The organism is Herbiconiux daphne (genome assembly GCF_024979295.1).
Lineage (GTDB): Bacteria > Actinomycetota > Actinomycetes > Actinomycetales > Microbacteriaceae > Herbiconiux > Herbiconiux daphnes.
Window position 1 is genome coordinate 1 of the sequence record NZ_JANLCJ010000741.1, and the last position, 538, is coordinate 538.

General features: G+C 37.4%; 2 protein-coding genes. Both read right to left on the reverse strand.

Annotation, left to right across the window (positions count from 1 at the left end; all coding sequences use genetic code 11):
- Positions 1-186, reverse strand: a 186-nt coding sequence (locus N1032_RS27440; RefSeq protein ID WP_259543885.1) for a hypothetical protein, incomplete at its 3' end; no start/stop codon positions are given.
- Between the two features lie 13 nt (positions 187-199).
- The coding region (locus tag N1032_RS27445; RefSeq protein WP_407933102.1) for a dCTP deaminase at positions 200-538 on the reverse strand (339 nt) is incomplete at its 5' end.

Sequence of the window (538 nt, forward strand, 5' to 3'; positions counted from 1 at the left end):
TTCATTTGTACGTGGTGGAGTGTAGTAGTCATTTTTTAATACGTGATAGGCACGTTTCTTAGTGAACCTTGTCACTTTGGCAAGGAGAATCTTTGAACTCCATGCCGGTCTACCTACTACCACAATGTCTCCAACACGAATAACTCTTCCAAGAAAATCTCTATGTGTATGTGTTTGTAAAGCCAATTACTCCTCCTACTTACAGGTGTCCTTCCCCGGAAAATGCTGCTGTTGTGCCTTTCTGATTATTATAATTTCCTTTTTTTGCGTAACTGTCTTCACCACAATCTTCATGTTCAAAGAAGATCATTTGTCCTATACGCATCCCAGGTTTAATTAAAAGTATGTGATGATTTAACATATTTTTAAATTCAAATGTCAATTGAGAACCATGCCAACCAGCATCACAAAAACCAGCTTGCATATGTTCCAAAAAACAACGGGCTACTGTCGATCGTAGGATAAATTGAGCAGAAATGTTATTTGGTAGATTAAAAAACTCTTCAGAATGGGCTAAAAAACATTCACCGGGGAATAT